Origin of the sequence: Salinimicrobium profundisediminis (assembly GCF_026241755.1) — a bacterium.
Lineage (GTDB): Bacteria > Bacteroidota > Bacteroidia > Flavobacteriales > Flavobacteriaceae > Salinimicrobium > Salinimicrobium profundisediminis.
Genome location: NZ_JAPJDA010000003.1, coordinates 46,583 through 70,594 on the forward strand (window position 1 = coordinate 46,583; position 24,012 = coordinate 70,594).

Genomic DNA, 24,012 nt, shown 5'->3' on the forward strand with positions numbered 1-24,012 from the left:
ATACAATTTGTACAAAGATATGAAAAAGAAGTCATTTTTTTTAATCTGCCTTTTCCATCTATTAATTATGCAGTCTGAAGTTAAGATATGAAAGTATTAAAATTTGGAGGGACTTCTGTCGGCTCTGCGGAAAGCATTCGCAATGTAAAAAATATTATTCAGGGTCAAAAAGGCCGGAAGATTATCGTGGTCTCAGCAATGTCTGGGGTCACCAATATGCTGGTAGAATTATGTGAAACCATGAAGAATGGTAAGCCTGAAGAGGCCGAAGCCATCCTGCTGGAACTTAAACTAAAACACCTGCAGCTTATTGAAGAGCTTATAGTTTCTCATGAAGCAAAACGCATGGCCGAAAATCAATTCCTTGAGTTGTATGAACAACTCGAAGAGGCGCTTCAGCAAAGCCCTTTTTCAGATGCTGTTATCGTCACATTTGGGGAAACATTTTTGAGCCTTATTTTCTCGCATTACCTTGAAGAAGAGAGCGTGTTTAATACCCTCCTGGATGCCAAGAACTTCATGCATATCTCAAATGTGGAGAATCCAGAGATTGCTACTGTTCAAAAACTTATCAGGCAAAGCCTGCAAAGGGAAGTTACCAATGAAATTTATGTAACCCAGGGCTTCGTTAGAATTGATCGCAACAGGAACATAAGCACGCTAAACCGGGGAGGAAGTGATTACACAGCGACCATTATTGGGGCTGCTGTAAATGCTACCGAAGTGCAGATCTGGACCGATATTGACGGATTTCACAATAATGATCCGCGTTACGTGCCCGAGACTTCGGCTCTCACCAACCTTACTTTTGAAGAAGCTGCCGAGCTGGCCTATTTTGGCGCAAAGATCCTTCATCCACAAACGGTTTCTCCGGTAAAGGAAAAAGGCATTCCCATTTATTTGAAAAATACCTTTACCCCTGATGCGCCAGGAACCTGTATTTCAGATGAATACCATACTGTAGGTCTTAAAGCTATTTCTGCAAAAGACGGTATCACAGCCATCAAGATCAAGTCTAACCGTATGCTTATGGCTCATGGTTTTTTAAGAAAGATCTTTGATGTCTTTGACAAGCATGAGACGTCTATAGACATGATCACGACTTCAGAAATCGCGATTTCCCTTACCATAGACAATCCCATAAACCTGGATAAGATCCTTTCTGAACTCGACGAATACGGCGAGATCACCGTAGATTCAAATCACAGCATTATTTGTGTTGTAGGAGAGGGCGTGATCAATGACCACGAGACCTTCAGGCTGTTCGAAATACTTAATGATCTTCCTGTAAGGATGATCTCCTACGGCGGTAGTAGCAACAACATTTCGCTGCTTGTAGATACGCAGAACAAAGTCAGGGCGTTACAGCTTTTGCATCAAAAGCTTTTTGAAGAAAAGACATTAAAAGTAACCTAGTCGCTCACTTCGAGTTGTTAGTTTATTTGTTTGGAAGGAGTCGCCCGTTTACGGGCGACTCCTATTTTTGGCCTCTATGTATTTTGAAAGGTATTTTGTGCTGCTCAAAGAATGATGCTGTAGCATGAGCCCCGTAAAATTTGAATTTCTATGCTGCTGAAGTCTGGCTTTTAACTCCTGAAGCTTTTCTTTAAACCGGCTGCGATGTTGTTCTTCTGAAAATTTTTCATTTAAGATCCTGAACCCTTTTTCCTGTGCTTCTTGCCAAATGATCTCGTTTTCATGAAGACTGACGGCTGCATTGGCAAATTTTGAAGGGTCATCGCTTATAAAGCCGTTCCAGGGAAGCTCTCCGGCCATGCTTTCGGCACCAACAGAGGTGGTGACCGTAGGCGTTCCCACCTGCATGGCATCTGTAAATTTCCCTTTTATACCCGCTCCAAACCTTATAGGAGCCAGGAGAACCCGCGCTTTCTTAATTTCTGTCTTTGCTGAAGTTGCCCGCCCATGTACAATAAAGCCTTCTTTGTCGTTATGGAATTCCAGGATTTGCTGCGGAATATAGGCCCCAAAAATGTGGATTTTTGCTTCCTTCAATTTATTTCTGATCAGTGGCCATATTTCAGTTTTTAAGCGAACTACAGCATCCCGGTTGGGTTCATGAAGAAAATTCCCGATGCTCACAAAGTCCTGCCGTTCCTGAAATTGATGAAGATCCGCTTTCTTTTCTTCGGAAATCTGTTTCAGCATAAATGGCAAATACAGCAATAGCTGCTGTGGCACTCCAAAAGTATGTTGAAGTAGATCCATCTCTGCTTCTGAAATGATAAGGCTTAGATCACATCTATAGATACTGGCAATTTCCCTTTTTGCCACCTCTGTAAATAACGCTGAAAGAGAGAGGTCTTTTCCGGTTTTTGTGGCTTTCTGCCTTGCCTTGCGTAAAAAGTGCAGATCTTCGGTATCGAGGATCCTTAGGGCTTCAGGACATACTTCAGCCACCCTCCAGCCAAACTGTTCTTCCATCATAAACCTGTCAAAAATGACAATTTCAGGGGATATTTTTGAAATAAATGCGTCGAAGCTCTTGTTGTTGAGTTCAATTTTTTCCGAAGCTATTCCAAAGGAAGAAAGATCGGCCATAAAATCGGTTTTTGCAGCCGTGGTAGCAAAGGTTACAGCATAACCTTCAGCAATAAAAAATTCCAGCAACTGCATCATTCTGGCGCCCGCAGCCGAGGATTTTGGTTCGGGCCAAACGTAGCCAATGACTAAAAGGTGTTTTTGTGACATGCTCCAAAATTAACAGGTTTTAATAGACTTTTTGAATTGTGCCGCTAATTTGTGACCTTTAAGAAAAACAGAACAATGAGCCGCGGATTTGTAAAAGAAGAAGACCAGGAAGAAGCACCGTTTATACCCCCAAGAGCATCTTTGCCTGCGGGAGTGACCAACTACGTGACGCCACAAGGCCACAAACAGCTCCTGGAAGAGCGGGAATCCCTCGAAAATGAGAGAAAAGGCCTTGATATAAGTAGCGATAAAGAGCGGCGCCACGCCAAAGCAGTGATTGACGGAAAATTAAACCTGCTAAACGAGCGGCTTGCTTCTGCAAGGATCCTGGAACCACAGGACCAACCAGAAAGTGAAGTGAGATTTGGTGCTACGGTCACTTTTAAGCCGCTAACAGGTCCGCTACAGGGCAAAGAGCAGGTTTTTACCGTTGTGGGAGTAGATGAAGCAGATATTAAACAGCGAAAAATAGCATTTTTGGCACCCCTTGCGCGGGCACTGACTGGAAAAAAGGTGGGCGAGAAGGCGCAGGTGCAAATGGGTGGTGCGATGCAGGAACTTGAGATTATCAACATCATTTACGCGTAAATTAAATTCTCCTCTGAAAGTTTATCCACAATTCTGGTAAAAAATCCCTTCCTAAAATGCCATTTTTGACAGCTTTTATACTTTTACTGACCGGAAAAAAAGTGGGCGAGAAGGCGCAGGGGCAAACGGGTGGTGCGATGCAGGAACTTGAGATCATCAACATCACTTATGCGTAAACTAAGTTCTCTTCAGAAAGGTTTATCCAAAACTTTGGTGAAAATTACCTTCCTAAAATGCCATTTTTGACACCCTAAGATTTCCGGTTTTTCAGAAAAATAATTATTCGGCAGGAGAGAGGATGAATTCCAGCGTGTCTTCAATATCGCCGTATTCATCAACTTCGATCTCAAAGTCAATTTTGTCGGGAGCCGCTTTATAGTTGAGGGTTTCGAGCTGTTGTGCATCAATTTCAGCAGTATATTTTCCGGGAGCAAGACCCAGGTAGCTGAAATATCCGTCACCCTCACTTAATAATTCCGCAGCTTTATTTCCGTTTGCATCGATGATGTTTATAAGTATACGGCCCTGTCCGCGAAGGGAATTGCCGTTTTTGAAGTAGACCATACCACCAACTTCACCCATGACCTGTACCGGCACATAAATCTCTTTGAAGTGGTTGGGCTGCGTCTTCACCAGGATCTTAGGATTTGGGATCTTCCAGGCGATATTGTCGAGACTAAGAGGATCGAGTTCAATCATAAGGTCGATATAAGGCTGCAGCTCGGTGATTCGCAATACCGTTTCATCGTCGTTATAACTCACCCTGCCGCTGCGGTTTTTAAGTTCAAGCCCGGCCACTCCCGGTTCCATAGGATCTTTAATCCCGTTTTGGTTGAAGTCGAGAAAGGGAATGATGCTCACTGCTGCACGAGACATGGCGGTACGGTTACTGGCCGCGATATAGCCGGTATTGTCATCGAGCATGAGGCTACCCCTGGCTGATTGTACGAAAGAAGAATTTCTGTTCCCTATCCGTGAAGTGGCCGAAGTTTGAGCAAAATTAAAAGCATAGCGCAAGCCTACTTCAAAGATGTGGGCATTCCTCAAAAAATTATTTTCGTAAGCGAGGTTAAGAAAGCCTTGTTTGAACATAGGCCGTTCCAGTTCAACGATCAGGTTATTGAACCTGTCGCGGCTAAAGTCATACTGAAGTTGGGGAGACAACAGGAACTTATAGGGCATGCGATAAGTTTGAGATAAAGAGCTGTAAATAGTAGGCTCCTTCATCCTGTCGTTATACAGGCCATAAGAGGTAAAGTTGGTGCTTACGCCAAAAACCGCTCCCGATAACAGGAGCTGTGCAGTGGTGAACTCGGTTGTTGGCATTATGATCTGGTTCACACTAAAACGACTAAACAAAGAAAAATGTTTTGTGCGAATAGGCGTAGAGAAGCTGAGTTTTCTTTCTTCCAGGTAATTGAAATTTACTGCCGTTTGATCTTCGTTGTAATTGATATAATTCAAATCTACCTGGAAGTTGCGCGGAGACTGATAGCTCAATAAAGCCTCTCCTTTTACACCATACATATATTCTCCAGAGAACAGCAGGCCTGAAGCAATTCTTGCTGAAGAGTTGACAAACGGCATTACTTCGCCACTTTCTACTTCCGAAAGATATTCTACCCCGCCGCCAATAGTTATGGCGTTATTTAACCCATAATTGAGGTTAAGGCGGCTAAAGCGGTTCCAGTCGTCACTTTCTACTACCCCGGCGCTAAGGGTATATTCCAGCTCATTTTTAGGTACAAAATTGTAAGGGATGTTAATCACCCGGTCTTCGGTCCTTTCTTCTCCCCACGGGCCATAAAACCGCAGACTCACAGCGGTATTGCCATACATGAGCGGAACTTCAAAACTGTAAAACCCCGAAGCATCGGCTTCTGTAAATGATACGAGCACATTGTTTACATATAATTCAACCGTCCATCGCGGTTCAGTGTAATCACTGAGCAAATAAGTACCAAAAGACCTGCGGTTTTGAAGCGGACTATTGGTGAATTGCACCCCCGAAACCGGGGCAAAAAGGGAAGAAGTGGCCCGGCTAAAGATCCTCCCGGCGGTGACCTGAGACAGGTACTTGTTATCGGTATTTACATAGCGCCACTGGTAAAACTGGTTACGTGATGAAAACGGCAGCCTGCTGGAATAATTAAGCATAAGATTGGTTTCCCCACCAAGAAACATGGTGCCCAGCCCCAACGTAAGGCGATTGTCATTCTCAAAGTTGGTTTGCTGAGTAGTCACCACTCCCCAGTCTAAAGTACCGGGTTTAAAAAAGGGATAGCGGGCAGGGATAAGCGTATCTGGAACTACCACGCCCTTTACCCGATCAAGATTCTCTCTCATTTTTTGAAGGCGCATTTCCTTCATCACCGGTAGCTCCTTGTCTGTTTCAAGTTTTAGAGAAAGGCTTCGGAAGGAAAACTGGGTATCGAGGCCAAATATGCTTCCGAAGTAATTTGATTTGAGATACTTTACGGAAGGAGTGATCAAAACGTCATTTTTGGAGAGCCTGAAGCTCTCTCCTTTATATGTGATTTGTGGCTGCTCCCAGTTAATAGTATAGGTAGAATCGGGGTGAATGATGAATCCGCTTAGAATACCTCCATCGATTTCGTGCTTGATGTTTAGAATTTCAAACAGCGTGGTAACCGGCAAAAATGCATCTTCCCCCTTTATCGCGATAGGAATTTCATAGGTGCCCAACCTGGGAATGTTCATTTCTACCGAAAGTTCGTCGTAATCGGGATAATCTTCTTGTGCGAATGCGGTGCCAAGGCTCAGGAATAACATGAGCGTTAGCCACAACTTCAAAACTTCAGAAAGAGAAAGACGAAAAGGAGAAAGCATCGTGGTTGGCTTGCTATTCGTGAATGAAGGTGAGGGTAAAAGTACCGTTGTAATTTCCTGCCGGGCCGGCCTCACCACTAGGGATATTCAATTTTCCGCCTACAATAACTTCGTGAGGATTGGTGGTGGTAATAAAAGTTTGGCCAGTACTGATATCAAAAAACGGATCAATATTTAAGGTGACGTTGCTGCCCGCGGGTCCCGAAAGTAACACTTTACTTACAGGTTGAATTTGCAGAAGTGTTCCCGGATTGGCATAGACGTCAAAAATGGCATAATGAGGGCTGCTTCCCAGATTTAGTAAATACACATCGGTATCGGCCGAACGATCGCCGTTTGGAGTGAGGATGACGTTACCACCGGCATTTCCCACAATAAAAGACCCAAAGTTAAGCCCCTGGGCATTTCGCACCTCTACACTAACGGGAATAGGCGGATGCTCCTGGGCAGCTGCTTTGTGAAAGGGGATAATCAGCAGGCTGAAGCAAATGAATAAGAAGAAGCTTTTTCCCGTCATTTTCTACTCTTTAAAGATTACTTTTTTGGTTTGGCTTTCTTGTTCAGTTTTGAGCGTCACCAGGTAAATTCCGGCTGCCATACCACTAAAGGTAAGCACATCTTTGCCCGAGCCTCTTTTGCTTTGAAGTACCTGGCCTGCCATGCTGCTAAGAATCACTTTTCCTTCAGCATTATTAGGCAAATTCAGGCGTACCAATACCTGCTCATTTTTGGTGTACACGGTAAAATCTTCCATCGCAAGTTCCATTTGTACAGGCGATAATTTTTCCGAAGAAAACATTAGCACAAACCGGTCGTTAATTTGCCCTTTTTGAGAGGTGAAAGTGTAATCGCCATCTTTCTCAAGGTCTTTTAGGACATTCTTCTTGATATCTTTCAGGTAAATATAAACAGAAGGAAAAAGATTGTTGGTTTCAGCAAGAGAAAGGCTCATCTCACCCGATCTTTCTGCTGAAATTCCCAACGGAATTTCCATAGTTTCCATAGAAGTGCCCGAAACTGCATTTATAGAAAGTTTTTCCTGAAGTGCGGTTAAGCTGTAAACACTGGGAACATTAACGGCAGTATTCAGAAGTTTTTGGGCATCCATTTCCTTTTCAAATCCTGTGGTTGCGCCATGTCTAAAATAGATCACCGTGGCATCTGCCATTTCCTCTCCTTTAAAACCAGCCATTAATTTGATTTGAGGTACTTCAGCTTTATTTTTTGCCCTGTAATAGTTCGGTTCTGATTGATTGCCTACTCTATAAGCATTTTTGAACTGCAAGCTTGCTGTTGCGGGATAAACGCCATTGGCAGGATCACTCACCCTCACAAAAAAGCCCTGCATTGAAGGAATGACACTAGACGAACGCCCATCTGTAGAGATACCATCTATGTATGAAGTGTAAGTGCCGGTATACCTGTCGTCACTTCCAGCGGTAAAAAAGTGAATTGCATTGTCTATGCCGTTGAGACTGCCCACAATCAAATTCCAGTCAATAGGAGAAGGGTAGGGGTTGCCGACTAAATTAAAGCCATTGGTGTAGGTCCCATCGTTGTTTTCAAGGTCTACAGTTACAGCTCCATTATTAACCGTTCCCGAAAGTTGCAGGGTCAAAGATACTGCATTTCCCTTCGGATTAATTGCATAGCCAAATCCGGCATTGATCACGGAAGTAGCATCCAGATATTTCTCCCAGCCTGTAAGATCATTGCCCGAACCGTCTTGTCTATTTTCCAGGTATTGATAAAGATGTGGAAATCCGGTTGTGGCATCCTGAAGTTCGAAATTTGCAGCCAGATCTTCTACTGATGTATTTTGAAAAGGCGTACTGAAATATTTGTAACCAAAGGCATTTGAGAGGTAACGTTGCATACTCACGCTACCCGTAACAGTACCTGTACCACTACCGTCAATATATGCCGTTCCTGCTTCGTTAGAAATCAGCAGCAAGTTATTACCGGTATTAAAAATACCCTGCTCTACCTTCAAAGAATTTAGGATCCTGATGTTTGCATTGGAGGTCACACCCGCGGGATTTTTAATATTTAGATTGAGAACATTATCATTAAGAAAAGCTGCTGAAGGAATCTGCTGAGTATTAGCACCTTCAAACGAGACGCTGCCATTCTCTACGTTAAAAACTCCGGAATTTACCAGGTCTCCGGCCATTCTTATCCAGTTACCATTGATAAATACAGAAGCCCCAGACTCAATGGTAAGTTTTCGGGCAAGTGCATTCTGCCCGGTATTTACCTTAGGGTAATTTTGGAGTCCATTGGGAATAAGGACGTCTGTCTTCAAAGTTGGTAGCGTATTACAGCTCCAGTTGGCTTTGTTGTTCCAGTTAGTATCTTCGGCACCGGTCCACACATTTTCTTGTGACACGCTTATGGTAATTGAATGCACCTCATTATTGGTACAGCCATTGGCATCGGTGATGCTGGTTATTTTTACCGTAGTGCTTACAGTAGGAGAGAAAGGATAGGAAAGAGAAGCAGAAGGCGAGGAGACCGAAAATGCTGCTCCATTAATAGTTCCTCTTACCATCCATGGTGCTGTTCCTGAAAGTTTTCCACTCAGGTTTACTGTTTGTCCTAAACAAATGGTAGTATCTCCACTGGTTGGAGTCAATTTGGGAAGCGGGTTAACACTTACCTTTATAACATTTGAGGTACTTGCCCCACATACCCCGGAATTTACAATTCTTCTAAACCAGGTAGTTTGCGTTAGAGTTCCTGGAATGTAATTCAGGTTAGTATTTGTTCCTGATGCCTCTTCAAATCCTTCATCGGGACCTGAAATACTACTTTCCCACAAATATAAATAAGTGCCACTTCCTCCTGTAGGTTGTGAACCATGTATTTGAGAAGCAGTACTGGCTGAACAAATATTACGTGTTTCTCCTGAATAATTAATGCTATTATTAGATATACTTAAAGGTTGTGGATTAATAACAACATTTGCTGTAGCAGAAGACACACATCCACTTGAATTTGTAACGGTATAATTATAGTTACCGGGTACGAGTCCGGTTATTGTTTTATTAGTTCCCGAACCCGTAATTCCTCCCGGATTAATGATCCATGATCCTGAAGGTAAGCCGCTTAAACTTACACTGCCAGTTGCTGATGTACAGGTAGGTTGGGTAACAGATCCTACTACAGGTGCGGCAGGCGTTGCTGGTTGTGGGTTAATTACAACAGGTTCTGAAGAAAAGGAGGTGCATTTTCCGGTATCAGAAAATAATTGCGATTGTGGTACGATTTGTTCTTCCTGCCTTCTACTGGACCAGTAAAGTTGAGCTACTGCATTGCCACCCTTTTCATAGTACTCCAGAACAATATCATATTTTACACCAGCAGTAAGTCTTATTTTACCCTCATTAAAAGAGGCTGAATGATCTGTCCAATTTTCAAAGATTAATTCACCATTTACCTTTAATATGATTCCGTCATCACTTCTTGTTTTAAAGGTATAATTTTCGCTGTATAATGGTTGAATTTGCCCCGACCACTTTACCGAAAAATTATCGCTATTAATTGGTGAACCAGGATTCCCACTTCCCCAGTCAAAATTAACAGTAGCATCTGTACGTGTTAGAGATGGAGTACCTGAGAGATACCTATTGTTAAAATATTCTGCTTTTAAACCAGTTGTGGTTTTTGGTACATCAACAGTGAAAGTATAATTGCCGGGGCTAAGGCCGGTAATGGTTTTGGTAGGACCCGATCCTGTAATTTCTCCAGGATTAATAGTCCAGTTTCCTGAAGGCAAACCGCTTAGGGTTACGCTACCTGTGGCTGTTGAACATGTAGGCTGAATTACAGAGGACACTATTGGTGCAGGAGGGTTAGGAGGTGTGTCAATAGCCACATTTGCTGAAGCCGGAGAAGTACAACCAGTTTCATTGGTCACTGTAAATATATGCGTGCCGGCACTTAGTCCGGTAAAAGTTGTACTTGTACCTATTCCGGTTTTTGTTAATCCGCCTGGTGATTCGGTTATTGTCCAGTTTCCTGAAGGTAAACCGCTCAAAGCTACACTACCTGTAGCTGATGTACAGGTGGGTTGTGTGATTTGTCCAACGGCAGGTGCAGCAGGTACTGTAGGTGGTGGATCAATAACAACATTAGCCGAAACAGAAGAGATACACCCATTAGCACTTGTAACTTTAAAAGTATGGGTGCCGGATGTAAGGCCTGTGAAAGTTGTGCTGGTACCTGTCCCTGTCTTTGTTAGCCCCCCTGGAGATTCAGTTATTGTCCAGCTTCCTGTCGACGGTAAGCCATTCAATATAACACTTCCTGTTGATGTTGTACATGTTGGTTGTGAAATGCTGCCAATGGCAGGAGATATAGGTCCGGCATAAATAGTGAAAGGATCAGAAGCTACTGAAGGTACGTCAGGATTTGTAGATCGAACACCTATTGTATAACCTGAACCAGGAGGAAATGCAGTAGGAGGAGTAATTTTCGTACTTAAACTAATAGTCCATTCTCCAAATAAACTTGTAGTTTTATCCGATTTAAACAGGGTACTATAAACAATGGTTCCTGACTTTTGTAACTCTATGTAATAATTAGTATTTGAATCGAAATTTCCAAAAATAATGGCTTTTGTAGCATCGAAAGTCACTTCTAATTGATTGCTACACACAGGCGAACCTGACACAATGGGTTTACTAATGCTCTGTCCCTGCACCAAATAACTCCCCAGCATGAACAGGCATAAGAACAAAATGCGAACAGGGGGAGCCGATGTATTCATTATAGCAGAGAAAAATTTTATTTTACAGGAGTATCAAAGTTATTTTACAGCTCATATTCCTTTTTTGCGAGCGCTTTCCCATCTTCTTCAAAATAGGAAACTTCCAGTTTTCCCTGGCTCAAATCAACTTCTCCTGCATTTCGTAATTCAAAAGAAAAGTTCCTTTTAGCGTTGGGCGTATAGACAGAGACGCCTTTTACCATTCCTATCTCTGTAGCCTTTCCTTTTAAGGAAACATGATCTACTTTAATATTGCCGTAAACCGACATATTTCCGCTGCGGTTTAATACCAATGATAGCTGTGGAGTTTCAGCGTCTTTTTCGAATTGAATATTAGTTATATCCAGTTGAGTGGTAGATTCTCCCTGCTGAATTATAATAGGAATACTAATTCCAAAGACGGTTTTGATATTAATGGAAATCCCTTCGCTTTCTGCATCTTCTTCTGTTCCCAGGGCAGTTTGTTCTTCTACAGCTCTAAAATACATGTGAGAACGATATTCTCCCTGTTCCAGGTTTCCGGTGCGGGTGAGCTGCACTCGTATGGTTTGGGCTTCGTTGGGAGCTAAAGTGATTTGTCGTGGAAAGTACCTGAGAAAACCTTCAGCAAAACGCTGACCTTCCATAGGTGTTTCCACCTGCTCAAAGCTACCACTTTCAGTCATGTTGTAGTTAACGAAAGAAACTGCATAAACAGCAGTATCACTTCCCGTATTCGCAAGATTGATCTCCTGAGATCTTTGAGACCCGTCAAAAACCAGCCTTTTAGGCATGATCATTAGATCTCCCTGTGCAAAAAAGTTTTGAGGAAGTAAAAAAAGAGAAAGTAGGAGTAAAGTTGAATGTAATTTTATCTTCATGCGGGTGGAATTTTGTTGAAAAATTTTACCTGCAACAAATGTAAGTAAAAGGAGACAAGAAAGTTAAGGAATCCCTAAAATTAATTATAGGAAACCGTTACATTAAACCCGGAGGAGTTGGTATAGAAACCGGATGCCTGATTGGCCTCTAGATGCAAGGTTGCTCCAATTTTTATAACGTCCGAAATTGTGCCTTCATCAGGTAGAACCACAAAGTTGCTAATGGAGAGTTGCTGATCGGGGTTTTGGCTGTTATATAAGATAAAAGATTCAGGTAGTGTAATAGCGTAATTGTTATTACCATGGGTAACCACTGCCTCTGCCGGATTTACAGTACCGGGAAAATTGCTCGATATCTGCACTCCCTGAGCCGTTCTTGAACCATCGGGAGATAAAACAACACTTCCGGGGGTGTAGGCGCTTACTACATTTCCAAAATCAAGATCTACAGTCTTGTCGATTTGGATAGGATCAATAACCGTAGCCCTGCTCGTGACTTTCGCAGAAGCCGATGCCTGACTAAAAGCCTGGGAAGACAACAGTAAAAGAAATAATATAAAAACTATTCTGTTCATTTGTGTCTGTAAAAGCAGATACTTTGTTATTAACCTTATCCTTATAATGAAAAAACGCCGCCACAAGGGCGGCGTTTTTATAAACTATATATGTTGTTGTCTTATTCGTAAGCTACGGTAACTTCAACTGTTCCAGTATAATCTCCTTCAGCCTGGCTAGAATTTACAGTTATTTCACCTCCAACATTCAATGTTTGATCTGCTCCGCTTCCCTGAACATTAGTGTTACCTAAGCTACTAGTGAATTCCACTGGCATTTCATCTCCAGCTCCAGTCAATTTAATTGAAGGAATGGTGATTTTATAATTGTAACCATTTGCAGCTTTTACTGTAAAAGAAGCTGCCTGAACATCTGTACTAGGAGCTAAAAGCTCATCATTACTTGCTGTTCTTTCATTATCTGCTGCAACAGTCACTGTACCTCCAGCTGTATTTCCAATAATTCGTCCAAAATTTAAGTCAGTTCCATCAGTGATGGAAATAGGACTAACTATCTCAGCATTAACTGTCGCAGTTCCACTATCAGTAGCTGCATTTTGAGCGAAAGTAGTTCCAGTAATAAGAGCGAATAAAATAAAAGTAATTTTTTTCATGATGTAGGTTTTTTTGGGTATTATAAATTTAATTTGGGGTTTCATTTATTTAACGATGCAAACGTACACCCTAAAGAAAGCTCCTACAAAAAAACTCGATGACAGCGACAGAAACTCGTTGAAATACACTTAATATGATCCTGATCATGTTTAAGATTTAAAGCTTCAAAGCGTCTGTTTAGCGGCTTAAAACACTTTATTATTCTGAAAATCAGAAAATTAATAAGTGTTTTCCACAAAATTTGATATATGAGTTGTATTTGGATGTTTTAGCCCAAATCTGTTTAAAGTTGATTTGCGTAGGTCACATCAATTACCACCTGGACCAGAATTACAGTCACTACTATTATAATGGTATAAAAAACTGTTCTGGCAATGTTCCCGATCGATTGTTTGGATAAATGTTTCACTTTTGGATAGATATACTTAATAATCTCTTTTTCTTTTGACGCAATAGCATAGTTGATCAAGCCAAACCGGCTCAATCTATGTGTAGGGATTATGTAAGTAGGGATTGTGATCTATATACAATAACTATAGATCAATACAAAGATGCAGTAAATTGGAGAGCTATAAAAGAATAATCGGTAGTTGGATAGAATACTCGTTCAACTACGCAACTAAAATATTCCTGGGAAAATTCCTCCTTCATTAGTTAGCAGGCGAGAAAAAAAAGATTAATTGTAGTTTACAGTAACGTTCATAGGAGCCTTACTGTTGTAAACTCCCGGAGTTTGATGAGGATTAACAGCCAGGGTAGCACCCACGGTTATCCTCTTAGCTCCTCCATCAAAATTTCCATTTTGAGCTAAACTACTTGTAAAGTCTTTAATGATCATACTTTCTGTACCGTTGGCCAGTACATATTCACCTTCAGGCAGGGTGAGAGAAAAAGCAAAACCGTCTTCTCCTGTCACTTCAAAAGCAGCAGCAGAGACATTGGCTTCACTGTCTAATGAAACATTTCCAGAGGTGAGCCTGGTGCTATTGGGCGTAAGGATTACTTCTCCTCCGGTACCGGCATCAAGGTTTGCAAAATTCATGTGTGATGTAGTAGTGATTCCAATAGGCTGGATAATCGTTGCCGAAGCAGTAAATGAGGCAGACGCACTGGCCTGGCCAAATGCTAATGCCCCAAAAAGGGAAAATAATATGAAACTAAATAAACTTTTCACCGCTTTTTTTCTTATTTCAATATTAAGAAAATTTTTTGATTCAACCAGATTAAGTGATCATAAATATCGATGAAATACACAATTAGATTAACTACAACGATGTCGCTGTAAAACAATTATTTATACAGCTTATATTCAATTTACAAATGTTAGTTTCTGGGTATCTTCAATTTTTTTCATCTCAGATACCGGGAATTTTTAAAAAATTCTTCTAGTTATGACTTCTGAGACCATAAAAAGGAATCACCACGCATAGCTTGTCACTTCGTGGATTGATACAGTTTAGAGTGAAATATCTACTCTTAAATCCTGAGGAAAGAAAAAGCTCTGGAGGAGAAACGTACTGCACCAGGATCTTCATCAAAGCTCCATATCACTTTTCATGATTTAGAATCTTTTATTCCAGCTTTTGGCGGACCAGCTTCTAAAGTAAGATTTGGATCAGTTTTTCTCCTATATACAATGAGGTATAGCGAATACAGCAACTTCTTTATTGGCAAGTATTTCGAATTTAAGCACAAAAAAAGAGGCCGTGTGGCCCCTTTTTAATTTTAAAAGTGATTTTATTCTTAGTTGTTGGAAGAATCTACCGGCTGTGCAGGGGATTGTTCTGAATCTAAAAGTGCAAGGAATTTATCAAGGTTTGGCAGGATAACAATTCTTGTTCTTCTATTTAATGCCCTGTCTTCTTTGGTCTCGTTTCCGGCTACCGGTTTGTAGCTACTGCGGCCTGCAGCAATTAACTTTTCGGGCTCTACATTAAAACGGTCCTGCAATACTCTCACGATCGCAGTAGCACGTCTTACACTCAATTCCCAGTTATCCTGAATGTAGGAATTTTCCACCATTGTTTGAGAATCTGTGTGACCCTCTACCATTACTTCCATAGCTGGTTCAGATTTAATTACTTCAGCAAGCTTCTCTAAAAGGGGATATGCATCTCTGCTTACTCTGTGACTCCCGCTTCTAAAAAGTAATTTATCAGATACATTGATCATCACTACAGTTTTGTCTACAGTAATGTCAACATCGTCTGAGCTTCCACTGCTTATCTGGCTTTCCAGGTTATGAGCTACGGCCAGGTTAATAGAATCTTCTAAAGTTTCGGCTCCGGCAAGTTTTTCGGGATCAACATTTCTTAAGGTTTCCCGCATTTTACGCTTATTGGCATTAGACATTGCCGTAAGCTGGTTCATTTCCAGTTTCTGGTCATTCTCTTCTGTGAGTGAGTTGATCTTTGAATTGTAATCTGCCACTCTTTCTTCTATGGCATTTAATCGTTCTTCAAGTCTTTCTTTTTCTACCTGAGTTTCCTGAAGATTACTTCGGGTGTTGTTATAATCTTCCTCAAGGGCTACATACTTCTTTTTTGAAACACAAGAAGTCAGCACTGTCGCTGCAAGTACCGTTACGGTAAGAGCTTTTTTCATAATTTCTGGTTTTTTGTTTAAAGTTCAAGTTCTTTTTAGAGCTTCGAAACTTCAAACGGGTTATAGCTGCCGAAATTATATAAAAGGCTTTTTCAGGTGTCTTGTTTTAACGAAAGATTATTAGTTAGCAGTCGTTGTTGCTAAATTATTCCTAAGAAAATAGCCACTTCAGGAGAAATTTTTATCTTTTTCGCGTAATTTTTCCGTAGAAAATCTCTCGTGAAAATGCCATTTTTAGAAGGTGTTGTTTTCCAGAGATTTAATTCCAGGAATTTTAAGATTTACATTAAAAGGAATAAATTAGAGCAATAGACCGTCAATACTTGGAAACAGACAAAAATAAAAAGGAAAAGAAACCAAAGGGATCAGGGATTAAGTTGTTCTTTAAAATTATTCTTGGCATTTTCATTTTCATTTTCCTTCTCATACTTTTCATCCGCAGTCCCTGGGGCCAGGGCATTATTGTAGATAAGCTTGTAAATTATATTGAGAACAAGACAAACACTGCAGTAGAGGTAGACAGGCTCTTCATTACTTTTGGAGGTGATCTTAGCGTAGAGGGGCTATTTCTTGAAGATGAAAAAGGTGACACCCTTTTATATTCGCGGGAACTTGAAGCCGACATTTCCCTGTTACCCCTTATTAAAGGGAAAGGTTTTTATCTCAACAGCCTGGATTGGAATGGGGGAGTGGCCAATATTGAGCGTACAGATACTATTGAAGGTTTTAACTTTCAGTTTCTTACTGAAGCTTTTGCCACGGCCGATACTACTGCTACTACCACGCCCGCCGATACTACTGCCCAGGCTATGGAAATTAAGCTGGGCGATCTCAACCTTCAAAACCTGAAACTTAATTACAACGATCAATATTTAGGTATTGATACCAAAATCAGGTTGGGAAGGCTGGTAGTGGAAATGCAGGAATTTAATCTGGACAGTATGGAATTTGCTGCGGGTGACCTTATTTTGGAAAATACCCGTTTTAAATACGCCCAAACTAAACCAGCTCCCGAATCGGAAGAGGAAAATGAAACCCCGATGCCCCGACTTTCTGTGGAGAACCTGGAAATTTTAGACGTGGCCGGTTCATATACATCTGTTCCCGGCGGAATGGTTGCCAATATAGATCTATCTCAACTCTTACTGAAATTGCCAGAAGCCAATCTTGCAAATAATACTGTAGTAGTCGATAGATTTGCCCTCGAAAATTCCAGAATTTACATAAACAATACAGCTTCTTCCACACCCGCCGCAGAAGATACTACTGCCATTGCTGAAGAAGATCAGCCTTTTGAATGGCCTCAATGGACGGTAAATGCTAAAAATCTAAATCTGAAGAATAATAACTTCAGGTATTGGGTAAAAAACAGCACACCCAAAAAAGGCATTTTTAACCCTGAAGCAGTAGGCCTTCGTGATTTGAACCTTGAAATTCCTGAACTGGTACTGGCTAATGAAACTTTAAAGGCTCGCGTAGCAGTTCTAAATTTTGAAGAAGCATCGGGTCTCCTGCTTAATAAAACCCAATTTGCACTTTCGGTCAATGAAGAGAGGGCACTACTGGAAGATCTTCTGCTTCGGCTGAATGGAAACCTCATAGAAGGAAGTTTACTCGTTAATTACAGGTCGCTCGATTCTTTTATAAATAACCCGGAGGGCGCCACGGTAGATTTAAATCTTCCGCAGTTTAACCTTGACCTACAGGATCTCTACAGATTCCAACCCGATTTACGGCAGAACACCTACTTCGCTACACTTGCCAAAAAAGGCATTTCGGGAAGTCTTTCTGCTGAAGGAGAACTTTCCGAAGTAAAAATTGAGCGGGCAAATATTGACTGGGGTGGCAACACTTCTCTTGTGGCTACCGGAACAATTTACAACACCACCGATGTTGACAACCTGAGGTTTGATATTCCGCAGCTAAGGCTTCGGTCTTCACGAGCAGATCTTCACGCTTTTATCGAGGAACAGAACCTGGGAATTGAGCTTCCAAAAACTTTAAATCTGGCAGGTAGCTTCAGCGGTAGTCCCGAAGATATTTCTATTGATGCCATTTTGAATTCTTCCGCAGGAAAGGTAAGTGTAGAAGGACGTTTTGTAACCGCTCCAAAAATAGCATTTAGCACAGACCTTAAAGTAACCAAACTGGAAGTGGGCCAGTTGCTACAAAATAAGTCACTTGGTGCGGTTAGTCTCGATATACAAGCCAGGGGCAGCGGGGAAGACATTAATTCGCTGGACGCTGTAGTTGATGGTACCATCGGCCGTTTTGAATACAATCAATACGTCTTTAACGATATTAATATTTTTGCTGAATTTGAAGACGGCGAGGGTTTTGCGAAAATGGCCTACAAAGATCAAAATCTGAACATGGAACTGGAGAGCTTTGTGTTACTCGATTCGATAGCGCCTGAAGTAAACCTGACTCTTGATATTATTGGTGCCGATCTACAGGCGCTTGGTCTTGCTGCAAAACCTGTGAATGCGGCCATGGAATTAAAAGGCACTTTTGAAGGAAATACCGATAAATTTGATGTGACTGCGACAGTAGGCAATGGTGTTTTTGTGTATGACAATGAATCTTACCTTTTAGGAGATCTTGATCTTCTTGCACATGTAACCCCCGATACTACTTCCATGCAAATTGAAAATAGAATTCTTGACCTCAAGTTGTTTTCTAACGCCGGGCCGCAGGATTTTATAAGTGCTCTAAGCCGCCATTACGACAGCTACTTCAACAACGAAGAGGTATTGGATACAGTTGTGAACCCTGTAAATATTGATATGGCAGCTACAGTTGCTCCATCTCCAATTCTCGAGGAAGTATTTCTTCCGCAGCTGGAAGCTTTTGATACCATAGCCGTGAAAGTTGATTTTAATGAGCGGGAAAAGACACTGGTGGGAAGTGTGGAAATTCCTTACCTAAATTACTTCGGAAGCGAGATTGACAGTCTTGATTTTTTTGTGGATTCAAATCCGGAAGAACTTTTTTTCAGCTTCGGACTTCAAAGTCTTGATGCAGGCCCGCTGGCTATTAAAAAGACCAGTCTTGAAGGGGTGTTGGTAGATGAAGAACTCAACCTTGATTTTCTTTCCATTTATCAAGACCAGCCCCTAATGAAAATTGAATCTTCTATAACCAGGAACAATGATATTGTGAGGGTGAGTATAGCTCCAGATAGTCTTATTCTTAATTCCAAGAGCTGGCAAATAGACCCTGAAAACGAAATTCTCATTGGTGACAGCGCCTATAATTTCAACAACTTCAGGCTTTCGAGAAATAATCAGGAGTTAAAAGTAACCAATGATCTGGCACAGGTTCAAAAAGAGCATATCGCAATACAATTTCAGAATTTTAACCTGGCGGCCTTGTTCTCCTACCTCAACCCCGAAGCCGTACTGGCCTCAGGAAATATTAATGGCGACTTTATTATTGAAGAGCCCTTTGAAGATACGGGACTACTTGCCGATCTTACCATCAATGATTTTGGCGTGATGGATGTCCCTCTGGGCGAACTTTCTCTTGACGCCGAAGCCGTTAGCTTTAATAAATATACTTTAGACATGGCCGTGACGGGCAATGCCAACCTCGAACTTACCGGCTCATACCTCGCCGATGAACAAGGCGGAAACCTTGATATGTTCCTCGACCTCGAAAGGATTCCTATGGAGGTGGTAGAAGGTTTTTCAATGGAAGAGATCAACAATTCTAGCGGTAGTTTATCTGGAGAATTCACGGTAACCGGCGATCCTCTTGCACCTAATTATGACGGTGCGCTTAACTTTAACGATGCACAGTTCACGGTGTCTATGCTAGATGCAGCTTTTACCCTAAGAGATGAAAGGCTGCGAATAGATACTACAGGTGTATACATGGATAATTTTGAAATTAGGGATGTGAATAATAATGCCTTTGTATTGAATGGGGCTGTACTCACCGAATCACTTATAAACCCTGAATTTGACTTGAGTTTTACTACAAATAATTTCACTGCCTTGAGTTCCACCGAAGAAGATTTTGATCTTTTCTACGGAAAATTTGTGTTTGACGCCACAGGTTCTGTCACTGGAAACATGGAGCTTCCTCACGTTGAAATTGATCTTGAAGTACTGGAGGAAACAAATATTACTTATGTAATTCCTGAAGCCAGCGTAGAACTCGAAGAAAGAGAAGGCGTGGTTGTGTTTGTAAATAGGGAGAATCCAGACCGCATTCTCACCCGCAGGTCAACAGATGATGAAATTGTGGCCTTTTCGGGCTTCGCGCTCAATTCATATATTTCACTTCAGGAAGGGGCTACTTTTAGTGTTGTGATCAACGAAGAAACCGGAGACCACTTTCAGGCAACCGGAGACGGGGATATTCTTTACGACATCTCTCCCAATGGCCGAACTACAATGACAGGTAGGGTAGAGTTAAATGATGGATATTATGAAATGAGTCTCTATAACCTGGTAACCCGAAGATTTGATATTATGGATGGGAGCACCGTAGTGTGGGCAGGAAACCCGCTTGATGCCGATCTCAATATTACCGCTGTATATGAAGTGGAAGCTGCAGCCGCCGGACTTATGGCTTCACAGCTGCAGGGTGCCGATCTAAGTGACAAGGATCAATACAGGCAGGAACTGGACTTTTTGGTGTATCTAAAAATAGGAGGGGAGATCTCTGCACCAAAACTTTCTTTTGGGCTCGATATGCCCGAAGGAGAACAGGGATCTTTAGGAGGCCAGGTATATGGTAGGGTACAGCAAATAAATCAACAGGAAAACGAACTCAATAAGCAGGTTTTTTCACTCCTGGTACTCAACAGGTTCTTTCCTACAACCGGTAGTGACGGCTCTGGAGGAGGTACTCTTTCCTTTGCCCGCGATAATCTCAATGAAGCCCTTTCTGATCAACTCAACATATTCTCTGACCGCCTGCTGGGAGAAACGGGTGTTGACCTCAATTTTGGACTTGACACCTTCACCGACTACCAGGGAGAAAATCCGCAAGAAAGGACCCAGCTGGATATCACAGCCCAAAAGAGTTTTATGGATGACAGGCTGGTAGTAAGCGTGGGAAGTGAAGTAGATGTGCAGGGCAGCAGCCCGGTTGAAGAAAGTACGCCGCTCATTGGCAACGTGAGCCTGGAATACCTGCTTACCCCCGAAGGACAATTCAGGTTAATGGCCTTTAGGAGGAGCAGCTATGAGAATGTCATCGACGGGCAATTGATTGTAAGCGGACTTGCTTTGATCTTTACTCAGGAATTCAACAAGTTCAGGGAATTGTGGAATGAAGTGGCCAAAAGCGATAAAAAGGCAAAAGAAAAATCCGGTAAAGACCAAGCAGTAGAAGAAAAACCCGGAAAGGGAAATTAGAAGAAGAACATTCGGGAGATGGAAAATCTGAAGAAACTCAACCTCAGGAATAAAAAATGAAGTATAGGATAGAAACCATTATCGTCACTCTTTCAATTCTGCTATTCCTGCAAGGGTGTAGTGTGAAAAAATTTATTCCGGAAGATAAACTCTTATATACCGGTGCCGATCTGGAGTTACAGTCTGACGATCCTATTGAGCAGAAAAAGGATCTAAAGAACCAGCTTCAGGCATTGATAAGCCCAGATCCTAACTCAAAGATCCTGGGCTCGCGCATAGGTCTGTACTTCTACTATAAGGGACAGAAGGAAAATCCGGGTTTCATCAACAGGTTTTTAAGCAAAAAGTTAGGACAGGAACCAGTATACCTTTCAGATGTTGACCCGTTTCAAACAGAAAAACTTTTAAAGAACAGGCTGGAGAACAGGGGGTATTTTTACAGCCGTGTAAATCATTCTGTCAACGAAAATGAAGAAGACAAATTAGTTCACATAAAATATACTGCCGTCCTGCCGGAGAACCCTTACATCCTGGAAAATTATCAGATGGATACGGATAGCCTCAAAATTTACAGGGAGATTGAAAACACCTTATCAGAATCTCTTCTACAGTCGGGTGAGAAATTTAATCTTTCGCTCTTAAAAGCCGAACGAGAACGTATTGACGCCGCTCTAAAGCGCCAGGGCTATTACAATTTCAGCTCAAATTTTCTCATTTTTGAAGCCGATACAAATCAGTATGACCGCAAAAAATTCGATCTTTTCTTAAGGCTCAAGGAAGAAGTCCCACCTGCAGGAACAAAACCCTACATCATCAAAGATGTAAATGTATACCCCAATTACGTTATAGGAACAGATTCCCTGGAACGTGACACTACAAGATTTAATGAAAGAAGTTACATACAGGATAAGGTTTTCTTTAAACCCGAAAAGCTGGATCCTTTTATACTCCTTCACGAAGGAGAACTCTATTCTCCCGAACTTTCGGGTAAAACAAGCAGGAGGCTTACTTCTTTAGGCACCTATAAATTTGTAAATATTCAATACGATGAAATAGATTCTATCGCTACAGACAGTGTAGGATATTTAACTGCAAATATTTACCTCTCGCCTATGAACAAAAGGGCTATACGGGCCGAGTTACAGGCAGTGACCAAATCAAATAATTTTGCAGGCCCGCATCTTACTGTTACTTACACCAACAGGAATCTTTTTAAAGGAGGGGAAATATTGAATGTCACCGCAAAAGGAGGTTATGAGTGGCAGCTTTCAAAACAAAACGATATTGGGAACAGCAGTACCGTTTTAGGCCTGGAAACAGCCTTAATTAGCCCCAGGATGTTATTCCCTTTTATTAATATCAGGAGTAACTGGTTTGATTACTCTATCCCAAAGACCAAACTTGCCTTTGGGTTTGAATATCTAAACCGCAGTCAGCTTTTCAGCCTGTTTTCGGTGACCGGGAACTTTGGATATGTCTGGAAGGCCAACCGGTTTATTACTCATGAGCTCAATCCCTTATCTGTAAATTATTCCAATCTAAGCAATACCACTAAAGCTTTCGACGACATACTCGGTGAAAACCCCTTTTTGAAGAGTAGTTTTGATCAACAATTCATTGCGGGACTCACTTATTCTTTTACTTACAACGGAATGATCGATGAGCTGGAGACGCATCAGTTCTATCTCAATTCTAATCTTGAAGTAGCAGGAAACCTCCTTGATTTACTTAGCAGTGGAGCCACCCCAAGAAAGTTCCTGGGTATGGAGTTTGCCCAGTTTTCTCGTATTGATGCCGATTTTAGATATCATTTTAATTTCGCCCCGCAGCAGACACTTGCAGCAAGGTTGTATGGCGGAATTGGTATTCCCTACGGAAATTCGGAGGTCATGCCCTTCAGCCGGCAGTTCTATTCAGGTGGGCCTTACAGTGTGAGGGCTTTCCAGATTAGAGGCCTCGGTCCCGGTTCTTATGACCCCGAAGGGGATGGAGTTCCCTATTATGACAGGATGGGAAACCTGCGGTTGGAAGCGAATGTAGAGTATCGTTTTCCTGTTTACCAATTCCTCAAAGGAGCTGTGTTTGTTGACGCCGGAAACGTTTGGAATACTGAAGAAAACTATGTTGAGTTAGATGAAAAACCCACAGAACAGCAAACCTTACTTCTTGAAAAAGGCGTTTTCGGGAAAGATTTTATCAGCGAACTGGGGATAGGTACGGGGATAGGATTGAGAATAGATATTCAGAATTTTGTGATCAGGTTTGACCTTGCCGCACCGTTACATACCCCATGGCTTGCAGAAGGAGAACGCTGGGACTTTAAAATCAGTGAACCCGTATTCAACTTTGCGGTGGGATATCCTTTCTAATGTTGTTTCTTAGATCCAAAGCACAAATCTCCCGCATCACCAAGTCCGGGAACTATGTATCCTTTTTCATCTAGATTTTCGTCAATAGTAGCTACCCATAGATGAGAATTTTCGGGAAAACTTTTTTCTAAATATTCAATTCCTTCCCTTGCAGCTATGACAGATACCAGGTGGATTTGCTTCGGTTTTCCCATTTTTTCAAGTGCCTGCAAGACATTGACAAAAGATCGGCCGGTAGCCAGCATTGGGTCGGCCAGGATCAACGTTTTTCCTTCAAGTGAAGGGGAGGCAAGATATTCTACCAGGATCTCAAATTCTTCATCATCATTAGGATGATGGCGATAAGCTGAAATAAAGGAATTATCTGCAGCATCAAAATAGTTGAGAAGGCCGGTATGAAGTGGCAGGCCAGCTCTAAGAATGGAGCAAATTACCAGCTCTTCCTTGTGCAGGGGCACATTGGCTGTTCCCAGAGGCGTTTGAATTTCCTCTTCCTGAAACTTCAGGTTCTTACTAAGTTCATATCCAAGGATCTCTCCTAATCTTTCAATATTCCTTCTGAAGCGAAGCCTGTCGGTTTGAATATTTACATTCCGAAGTTGAGCAACAAATGTATTGGCGATAGAATTCTTTTCGAGTAGATGATGAACGTGCATAAAATTGGTATCTGTATGAAGGAAGCCAAAGTTATAAATTTTTACACCAAATCCTTTCATTTTATAG

At 41.7% G+C, this 24,012-nt stretch carries 15 protein-coding genes; 4 read left to right on the forward strand and 11 right to left on the reverse strand.

What is annotated here, in order from left to right:
* Positions 1 to 87 precede the first annotated feature (87 nt).
* Positions 88 to 1,416, forward strand: coding sequence for an aspartate kinase (locus OQ279_RS02560; RefSeq protein ID WP_266068222.1), 1,329 nt, complete (start codon positions 88 to 90; stop codon positions 1,414 to 1,416).
* 48 nt (positions 1,417 to 1,464) lie between these two features.
* On the opposite strand, the gene OQ279_RS02565 is transcribed toward OQ279_RS02560, so the two are convergent.
* Entirely contained in the window at positions 1,465 to 2,709 is a 1,245-nt protein-coding gene (locus OQ279_RS02565; RefSeq protein ID WP_266068223.1) for a glycosyltransferase, read from the reverse strand.
* Between the two features lie 75 nt (positions 2,710 to 2,784).
* Here OQ279_RS02565 and OQ279_RS02570 point away from each other — a divergent pair, with 75 nt between their 5' ends.
* On the forward strand, positions 2,785 to 3,297 hold the full coding sequence (locus tag OQ279_RS02570) for a GreA/GreB family elongation factor (RefSeq protein ID WP_266068224.1): 513 nt from the start codon (positions 2,785 to 2,787) through the stop codon (positions 3,295 to 3,297).
* 279 nt (positions 3,298 to 3,576) lie between these two features.
* Here the strand turns inward: OQ279_RS02570 and OQ279_RS02575 are convergent, their stop codons facing one another.
* The 9 genes from OQ279_RS02575 to OQ279_RS02615 all read right to left on the reverse strand — a co-directional run bounded on the left by OQ279_RS02575 (position 3,577) and on the right by OQ279_RS02615 (position 15,551).
* Positions 3,577 to 6,147 (reverse strand): hypothetical protein, encoded by a 2,571-nt coding sequence (locus OQ279_RS02575; protein ID WP_266068225.1) that lies wholly within the window; start codon positions 6,145 to 6,147, stop codon positions 3,577 to 3,579.
* A 13-nt stretch (positions 6,148 to 6,160) separates the two neighbouring features.
* Positions 6,161 to 6,664, reverse strand: coding sequence for a DUF4402 domain-containing protein (locus tag OQ279_RS02580; RefSeq protein WP_266068226.1), 504 nt, complete (start codon positions 6,662 to 6,664; stop codon positions 6,161 to 6,163).
* A 3-nt stretch (positions 6,665 to 6,667) separates the two neighbouring features.
* Entirely contained in the window at positions 6,668 to 10,918 is a 4,251-nt protein-coding gene (locus tag OQ279_RS02585) for a DUF8693 domain-containing protein (RefSeq protein WP_266068227.1), read from the reverse strand.
* A 44-nt stretch (positions 10,919 to 10,962) separates the two neighbouring features.
* Entirely contained in the window at positions 10,963 to 11,778 is an 816-nt protein-coding gene (locus OQ279_RS02590; protein WP_266068228.1) for a fimbrial biogenesis chaperone, read from the reverse strand.
* A gap of 80 nt (positions 11,779 to 11,858) precedes the next feature.
* Positions 11,859 to 12,353: a DUF4402 domain-containing protein gene (locus OQ279_RS02595; protein WP_266068229.1), complete on the reverse strand. Its 495-nt coding sequence runs from the start codon at positions 12,351 to 12,353 to the stop codon at positions 11,859 to 11,861.
* A gap of 101 nt (positions 12,354 to 12,454) precedes the next feature.
* Positions 12,455 to 12,946, reverse strand: coding sequence for a DUF4402 domain-containing protein (locus OQ279_RS02600; protein ID WP_266068230.1), 492 nt, complete (start codon positions 12,944 to 12,946; stop codon positions 12,455 to 12,457).
* A 284-nt stretch (positions 12,947 to 13,230) separates the two neighbouring features.
* On the reverse strand, positions 13,231 to 13,416 hold the full coding sequence (locus OQ279_RS02605) for a hypothetical protein (protein WP_266068231.1): 186 nt from the start codon (positions 13,414 to 13,416) through the stop codon (positions 13,231 to 13,233).
* A gap of 207 nt (positions 13,417 to 13,623) precedes the next feature.
* Entirely contained in the window at positions 13,624 to 14,121 is a 498-nt protein-coding gene (locus tag OQ279_RS02610) for a DUF4402 domain-containing protein (RefSeq protein WP_266068232.1), read from the reverse strand.
* A gap of 569 nt (positions 14,122 to 14,690) precedes the next feature.
* The gene (locus OQ279_RS02615; RefSeq protein WP_266068233.1) at positions 14,691 to 15,551 is read right to left on the reverse strand and encodes an OmpA/MotB family protein; all 861 of its coding nucleotides are present in this window, start codon (positions 15,549 to 15,551) and stop codon (positions 14,691 to 14,693) included.
* Positions 15,552 to 15,874: 323 nt separating this feature from the next.
* On the opposite strand from OQ279_RS02615, the gene OQ279_RS02620 reads away from it, so the two are divergent.
* Positions 15,875 to 20,920: a translocation/assembly module TamB domain-containing protein gene (locus OQ279_RS02620; protein ID WP_266068234.1), complete on the forward strand. Its 5,046-nt coding sequence runs from the start codon at positions 15,875 to 15,877 to the stop codon at positions 20,918 to 20,920.
* A 56-nt stretch (positions 20,921 to 20,976) separates the two neighbouring features.
* Positions 20,977 to 23,289: a translocation and assembly module lipoprotein TamL gene (gene tamL, locus OQ279_RS02625; RefSeq protein WP_266068235.1), complete on the forward strand. Its 2,313-nt coding sequence runs from the start codon at positions 20,977 to 20,979 to the stop codon at positions 23,287 to 23,289.
* Here the strand turns inward: tamL and upp are convergent.
* Entirely contained in the window at positions 23,286 to 23,945 is a 660-nt protein-coding gene (gene upp / locus OQ279_RS02630; RefSeq protein WP_266068326.1) for a uracil phosphoribosyltransferase, read from the reverse strand. The genes tamL and upp overlap by 4 nt on opposite strands.
* Positions 23,946 to 24,012 lie beyond the last annotated feature (67 nt).

Excerpts from the sequence above, each read along its gene's own strand:
- OQ279_RS02570 (WP_266068224.1), top strand. The coding sequence starts at position 2,785 with ATGAGCCGCGGATTTGTAAAAGAAGAAGACCAGGAAGAAGCACCGTTT.
- OQ279_RS02585 (WP_266068227.1), bottom strand. The coding sequence starts at position 10,918 with ATGAATACATCGGCTCCCCCTGTTCGCATTTTGTTCTTATGCCTGTTC.
- OQ279_RS02600 (WP_266068230.1), bottom strand. The coding sequence starts at position 12,946 with ATGAAAAAAATTACTTTTATTTTATTCGCTCTTATTACTGGAACTACT.
- OQ279_RS02560 (WP_266068222.1), top strand. The coding sequence starts at position 88 with ATGAAAGTATTAAAATTTGGAGGGACTTCTGTCGGCTCTGCGGAAAGC.
- OQ279_RS02590 (WP_266068228.1), bottom strand. The coding sequence starts at position 11,778 with ATGAAGATAAAATTACATTCAACTTTACTCCTACTTTCTCTTTTTTTA.
- OQ279_RS02615 (WP_266068233.1), bottom strand. The coding sequence starts at position 15,551 with ATGAAAAAAGCTCTTACCGTAACGGTACTTGCAGCGACAGTGCTGACT.
- OQ279_RS02595 (WP_266068229.1), bottom strand. The coding sequence starts at position 12,353 with ATGAACAGAATAGTTTTTATATTATTTCTTTTACTGTTGTCTTCCCAG.
- OQ279_RS02565 (WP_266068223.1), bottom strand. The coding sequence starts at position 2,709 with ATGTCACAAAAACACCTTTTAGTCATTGGCTACGTTTGGCCCGAACCA.
- tamL (WP_266068235.1), top strand. The coding sequence starts at position 20,977 with ATGAAGTATAGGATAGAAACCATTATCGTCACTCTTTCAATTCTGCTA.
- OQ279_RS02575 (WP_266068225.1), bottom strand. The coding sequence starts at position 6,147 with ATGCTTTCTCCTTTTCGTCTTTCTCTTTCTGAAGTTTTGAAGTTGTGG.
- OQ279_RS02580 (WP_266068226.1), bottom strand. The coding sequence starts at position 6,664 with ATGACGGGAAAAAGCTTCTTCTTATTCATTTGCTTCAGCCTGCTGATT.
- upp (WP_266068326.1), bottom strand. The coding sequence starts at position 23,945 with ATGCACGTTCATCATCTACTCGAAAAGAATTCTATCGCCAATACATTT.